The organism is Streptococcus sp. 2022WUSS037, assembly GCF_044427225.1.
Lineage (GTDB): Bacteria > Bacillota > Bacilli > Lactobacillales > Streptococcaceae > Streptococcus.
This window is the reverse complement of record NZ_JAOTGJ010000055.1, coordinates 1-6,330: the sequence shown is the minus strand read 5'-3', so window position 1 is coordinate 6,330 and position 6,330 is coordinate 1. Positions and strand designations below refer to the sequence as shown.

General features: G+C 39.4%; 6 protein-coding genes and 1 pseudogene. 3 read left to right on the top strand and 4 right to left on the bottom strand.

The window, feature by feature from the left end:
- Positions 1 to 343 precede the first annotated feature (343 nt).
- The 4 genes from ODU55_RS11300 to recX all read right to left on the bottom strand — a co-directional run bounded on the left by ODU55_RS11300 (position 344) and on the right by recX (position 2,937).
- Complete coding sequence (locus ODU55_RS11300) at positions 344 to 1,075, bottom strand: GntR family transcriptional regulator (protein WP_014735520.1); 732 nt, start codon at positions 1,073 to 1,075, stop codon at positions 344 to 346.
- Positions 1,076 to 1,174: 99 nt separating this feature from the next.
- Entirely contained in the window at positions 1,175 to 1,492 is a 318-nt protein-coding gene (locus ODU55_RS11295) for a DUF960 domain-containing protein (protein WP_002942715.1), read from the bottom strand.
- Positions 1,493 to 1,549: 57 nt separating this feature from the next.
- Complete coding sequence (locus ODU55_RS11290) at positions 1,550 to 2,083, bottom strand: DUF402 domain-containing protein (RefSeq protein ID WP_004194106.1); 534 nt, start codon at positions 2,081 to 2,083, stop codon at positions 1,550 to 1,552.
- Positions 2,084 to 2,160: 77 nt separating this feature from the next.
- Positions 2,161 to 2,937 (bottom strand): recombination regulator RecX, encoded by a 777-nt coding sequence (gene recX / locus ODU55_RS11285; RefSeq protein WP_398582880.1) that lies wholly within the window; start codon positions 2,935 to 2,937, stop codon positions 2,161 to 2,163.
- A gap of 37 nt (positions 2,938 to 2,974) precedes the next feature.
- Between recX and rlmD the strand changes: the two genes are divergently transcribed.
- From rlmD to ODU55_RS11270, 3 genes and pseudogenes are all read left to right on the top strand, one after another.
- Complete coding sequence (gene rlmD / locus ODU55_RS11280) at positions 2,975 to 4,327, top strand: 23S rRNA (uracil(1939)-C(5))-methyltransferase RlmD (RefSeq protein WP_398582879.1); 1,353 nt, start codon at positions 2,975 to 2,977, stop codon at positions 4,325 to 4,327.
- 102 nt (positions 4,328 to 4,429) lie between these two features.
- A pseudogene (locus ODU55_RS11275) lies at positions 4,430 to 4,516 on the top strand (transposase); the annotation flags it as partial.
- A 309-nt stretch (positions 4,517 to 4,825) separates the two neighbouring features.
- On the top strand, positions 4,826 to 6,028 hold the full coding sequence (locus ODU55_RS11270) for an IS110 family transposase (protein WP_398582878.1): 1,203 nt from the start codon (positions 4,826 to 4,828) through the stop codon (positions 6,026 to 6,028).
- Positions 6,029 to 6,330: the final 302 nt, after the last annotated feature.

The window sequence follows — 6,330 nt, the reverse complement described above, 5'->3', positions numbered from 1 at the left end:
TGAAACAAAGACATGGTCTTGATGTCGCCAGAGCATCAGGTCTTTTCAACATGGAATTACAAGCAGCCACCACCATATTTGTAGTCAATATGAAGCGAATTATGACCTTAATAGACCAAAAGGAAGAATAGAAAAATAGGAATTCTCCCAATCATTTAGGAGAATTCCTATTTTTTATAAGAGTCGGAGTAACTGGAGACTTTTTCAGTGGGCTCACTAACGTCCGCGTTTTTTCATATCCAATAACAATCAAAAGTAGTCTAGGAAACGAAACCAAAAATAGAACTGGATTTCATCAAGGCTCTTGACAACGAATAATTTTGATTTTCGAAGAGTATTAATTCTAATATCCCCGTTGATGGGTAATCTTGTAACGAAACTGGTCCGCTCTAGCAATACTAAACGTAAACTCGATAATTCTATTCTTATCATTATACGTTTTTCTTACCAAATGAAGTACTGGACTATTACTTGGAATTCCGAGTATCTTAGCTTCATTATCCAAAGCAATACTTGCATAGAACTCTTCTTCTGCCAAACGAATCACCTGATGATAATCCTCTGAAAAAATTTCATACAAGGGAGTTGACTTCATTCGCTGAGCAGCTAATCCAGGAAATAGCGAGGCAGGAACATATGTCCTTTCCAGCATCATCGGAATCTCATCGGCAAGTCTCAAACGTTCAACTTCAAACACTTCCTCACCCTGACTAAGTTGTAGATGTTGCGCAATATAGTCTGATGCCTTAACCAATTCAAAGGATAAAATTGATGTCCTCGGTACTTTCCCAATTTTTTTCATTTGCTCAGTAAAACTATAGGCCTGAGACAAATCAACTGCAGTATCTGAAATCTCAGATACATAGGTTCCCTTACCGTGCTTCTTATAGACTAAGCCCCGTTTTTCCAATTCTTGCAAAGCCAAACGAACTGTAATACGACTGACACCATAAACCTGTGTCAACTCACGCTCTGAAAATAACTTGTCATTCGGAGCCATCCTCTCACGAATTGCAACTTCCAATTCATCAACCAACTGCAAATAGAGAGGTTTTTCAACAGTTTGACTAACCATAGACTCCTCCTTTCTAACCCACATAAGCTTACAAATCTATTTTACACCAAACTTCATATATTAACAATATCTTAGGTGATAAAATACCAGTTCTTCAAGCTAAAGTAAGGTCACCTCATCTGGCAAAGTAATGGTCTCTTTTCCCTGCTTGTCCATTACCAAGATTGTTGAGGGATAAAAAGGATCAAAACGACTACTTAAATCTACAGCCAGTACATTTTTATAACCTTCCTGCGAAAAGACCAGCGTAATCTTACCACGACGATTTTTGATAGAAAAACGGATTACATTTTTCAAAGGAATAACTCCTTTTAAGTAGTGATCAATAACATACCAGAAACTGTCAATCACTTCCCCGGGAAGCGAGGTCACAACTCCAAAACTTGCATAGCGCCCATTTGTTTGTTCAAAGGCCATAAGCCCCTCCTTTACAATAAGAAAAAAGCCTGTTAAACAGGATTTTCTTTTCTAACTTTATCTACTTCTCAGTTCTAAATAGCGTTTGTACCAGATATTAACGTAGGCTGGAGAGAATGGTCCACGCTGGTTATTAATCCAATCAACCAGTATCTTGACATTTTCCTTCAAAATAAAATCAATATCATCCGAATACTTCATCGCCTTACGATGACGCTCATATTCATCCACATCCAGCAGTCTCTTTTCACCATCAGCAAAGACCTTAACATCTAGGTCATAATCAATGTATTTGAGTGCCTCATTGTCGAGAACATATGGACTAGCAAGGTTACAATAATAGGAAACTCCGTTTTCCCGAATCATGGCAATGATATTGAACCAGTATTTTTTATGAAAATAAACGATTGCTGGTTCTCTTGTTACCCAACGCCTACCATCATTTTCAGTCACTAAGGTATGATTATTGACTCCAATAATAGCATTTTCCGTTGTTTTTAATACCATGGTGTCACGCCAAGTGCGATGAATTTCACCGTCATGTTTATAACTTTGAATAGTAATAAAGTCGCCTTCCTTTGGTAATTTCACTTTGTTACCAACTTTCTACTATTACAATTTATCTTGACTATTATACCATATTTTTTCAACCTAGGCGAAACTTTTTCTCACAGATATTCACGAAGAGCAGATTTTATGGCATCAAAATCAAAGCCCTTGCGAGCCAAAGCCTGCATCAACCTTTGCTTCAATTCATAGCCTTCATATTTACGACCATATTTTCTATACTGCTTATCCAATTCCTTGGCGATTAAATCATCTTCATTTTCCTCATCAGCCACAAGTTCCAACTGACCCAGGCTTTGTTTGGCTGACTCATAAGAAAACCCCTTACCCATCAATCCCTGTACAACTTTATCTTGCAAAGCTCGAAGAGGCAACTTTCTTTGGTATCTACCCACCAATTTCTCCCCAATCTTCCCAGCAAGCTCTGAAAAATCTTCCTCAGCCAGCCTTTTATCAATCAGCGGTTTAGGAATTCCTTTCTGCATCAACCTCTGACGAATCATAGCTGGTCCCTTATCTCCATTTAGAGCATTCTGACGAACATAGCTATCAACATAATTCCCATCGTCCAGCCATTTTTCCTCTTCTAATACCGTCACAATCTTGACAATATTGTTTTCTTCAATTTCATATTTTTTTAGATAATCACTAACTTCTTTTTGGGTACGTTGCTTGAAGGAAAGGTAATAAAGTGCTAGATTTTTCCCATAAGAAAACTGAGCAAAATCGCGAAGCTCACAAAACTCCTGCTCCGTGATTTCCTTGCCCTTACTAAGCATGAAGCGAACAATTGTGTCTTCCGTAATATACAAACTATCCTGACCATCCACTTCAAGTAAATAAAGACGTTTCTTCTTTTCAATTTTTGTAATTCTCATTCTTTCATTATACAGGATTTTTCGGTAAAATAATAATATGAATCTACAAGTAAACCAACGAATTCCCTTGAAAATCAAGCGAATGGGTATCAATGGCGAAGGAATCGGCTTTTATCAAAAAACGCTGGTCTTCGTTCCTGGTGCCCTCAAGGGAGAAGAAATCTATTGCCAGGTCACTTCGGTCAAACGAAATTTTGTCGAAGCCAAGCTTTTGAAAATCAATAAGGAATCCAAATTCCGAGTAAAGCCTGCCTGTGATATCTACCAAGCCTGTGGTGGTTGTCAAATCATGCACCTCCGCTATGATAAACAATTAGACTTCAAACAAGATCTCTTGCAGCAGGCCCTAAAAAAGTTCAAACCAGCTGGCTACGAAAACTACACTATTTATCCAACAATCGGTATGGATAAGCCTAGCCACTATCGTGCCAAATTACAGTTCCAGACTCGATTTTTCAAAGATCAAGTCAAGGCCGGTCTCTATGCAGAAAATTCCCATCGCTTGATTGGAATTACGAATTGTTACGTCCAAGATTCCGAAACACAAGAGATTATCAACGGAATCGCAAAGCTACTCACCAAGCACCGTATTCCTATTTACAATGAGCGCAAGCAACACGGAATCCGCACGGTTATGGTCCGCAAGGCTCGAAAAACAGGTCAAGTTCAAGTAATCTTTATCACCTCTTGTCAGGTTAATCTTATTAAATTAATTGATGAACTCACCAGTCAATTTCCAAGTATAATCACTATTGCTCTAAACTGGAATAGACAGAAGACTAGCGACATCTATGGGGAAAAAACAGAAATTCTCTGGGGCAAACAAGCCATTGAAGAAGCTGTCTTGGACTACGAGTTCTCCCTGTCACCTCGGGCATTTTACCAATTAAATCCCCAACAAACGGAAGTTCTCTATGGAGAAGCAGTCAAGGCATTAGATATTTCTGGCGATGAAGATTTGATTGATGCTTACTGTGGCGTGGGAACCATTGGCTTCGCCTTTGCTAAAAAGGTCAAATCTGTTCGAGGTATGGACATTATTCCAGAAGCCATCGAGGATGCCAAGGCCAACGCTCAACGAATGGGCCTGACCAATACCTACTACGAAGCTGGTAAGGCAGAAGAGATTATTCCTAAGTGGTACAAAGAAGGCTACCGTGCAGATGCCCTAGTAGTCGACCCGCCTCGAACTGGACTCGACGAAAAGCTCCTCAAAACCATTTTGGATTACAAACCAGCTAAAATGGTTTACGTATCCTGCAACGTCTCCACTCTTGCAAGGGACCTTGTTGAGCTAAGCAAAGCCTACAAGGTAGAATACATTCAATCTGTCGACATGTTTCCCCACACAGCACGGACCGAGGCGGTTGTTAAACTAAGCAAAAAATAAAAGGCACTATATGACTATGACGGGTAAACCCACTATGGTCATATAGAGCCTTTTTGAGTGTAGAAAAAAGTCCCATATGACCTACACTGAAAAACAACAAAACTCACATTTTCAAGCGCCAAACTGGAAGCTACCAATAATCTCATCAAAGTCATTAAAAGAAATGCCTTTGGTTTCAGGAAGATGAAAAGGCTCTATAATTTCTGTAGTGGGTAAATCCACTGTGGAGATTATGGAGCCTTTTTGAGTATAGAAAACATACTAAGATTAGTAGTGAGGAAATCTCCGACGGGAGAGAGTACTCATTACTTTTTCTTTATGTTAAAGTAGAGGTGTCTTGTTAAGTCGTGGGACTTTTTGACGCTAGACGTCGCATCAAAAACTGGCAAGGCACCTGTTTTAGAAAGAATGTTATCAAAGTATGTGGGACGCCAGACGTCGAGTATTGAAAATGACATCACTAAAACAAGGAAACATTCAAGACAAAGAGGTAATATCATGCGAGTAGTATTTGGGATTGACGTGAGTAAGGTAAGTTCAGAAGTAGCCATTCTAGTCAATGGCGAGAAGGTTCATAGCTACACCATGTCCAATGATGCCATTGGCTTTTCTCGGCTACTTGGTGATTTGAAAACCGTCCACAAGCCAGAAATCATCTTTGAAGCAACAGGCGTCTATTCTCGTCGTCTTCAAGCTTTTCTAGAGGATAATGGCTACGCTTATACACGGCTTAATCCCTTAGAAGCTAAGAAGCAACTGGATAGTTTGCGTGTGCGGAAAACGGATCAAATTGACGCCGAAAAACTGGCTCAATCTCAATTTGTGCTGAATCGTAAACCCACTTATGTCCAAGAAGAAGTCTACCAAAACTTGCGGGATCTCAGCCGTTTCTATCAGAATCTGACCGAGGACATCGTTCGAGCTAAAAACCGTCTGCACAAGGTCTTGCAAGTCACGTTTCCAGAGATAGAGACTGTCTTATCAAAGCCAACTGGGGAACAATACTGGAACCTAGTCATAGATTTTCCTTGCAAGGACTTCGTGCTTGAGTTAAGCAAGGATGAACTCTCAGAGAGCATCCGTCAGTCCACTTCAAAACGGATTTCGGATAAGCGTGTGGCGTACTTAGTTGAGAAGCTGACAGCACTAGCTAATCAATCTTATTGTGCCGTTAAGAAAACCTCTCCGATCATGGAAGAGGTTCGTTACTATGCAAAAGAATTGCTTAGACTTTCTGAACAGAGACAAACTGTTCTAGACCAAATGGTGGAACTAGCTCAGCCATTACCTGAATATGACATTCTGCTCTCTATTCCTGGAATAGCTGAGACTACTGCATCAAGTATTATTGGTGAACTGGGAGATATTCGCCGTTTTCAGTCTGCCAATCAAATCAATGCCTTTATCGGTATTGATCTGAGACACTATGAATCTGGCAACTTCCTCGCTAAGGAACACATTACCAAGCGTGGCAATCCCTACGCTAGAAAGATTCTGTTCAAATGCATTCACAATATCGCTTCAGCCAGTCATACCAATCCTTGCCATATCGCAGACTTTTATGAGAAACGAAAAAGACAATCGCAAACGACTTCAACCAAGCCACACACGATTGCCTCCATACATCGTCTCATTCGGACAATGTATTACCTCATTACGCATAACAAACTTTACGATTATACTTCTACCCAAAATCGGTAAAACTGTTTATGCACCATCATTGTAACACCTTATCAAAAAATTTCAACATAAGGTGTTGCTTTTGTATACACTTTTTTCACTAAACTTTAGTCCAAAATAAAATAATTTCCATATTTGGATTACGAGACTCAAAATATTTTTCGTCAAATACCTTGATGGACTTGACAAATGGTAGAAAAAAGTCCCATATGACCTATAATGAAAAGCGTTCAAACTATCATTCTAGAAAGGTTCATATGGAACAACTAAATCTTATCACAAATTTTCTCAGAATTAAAGACAAAAATATCACTATCACTGAT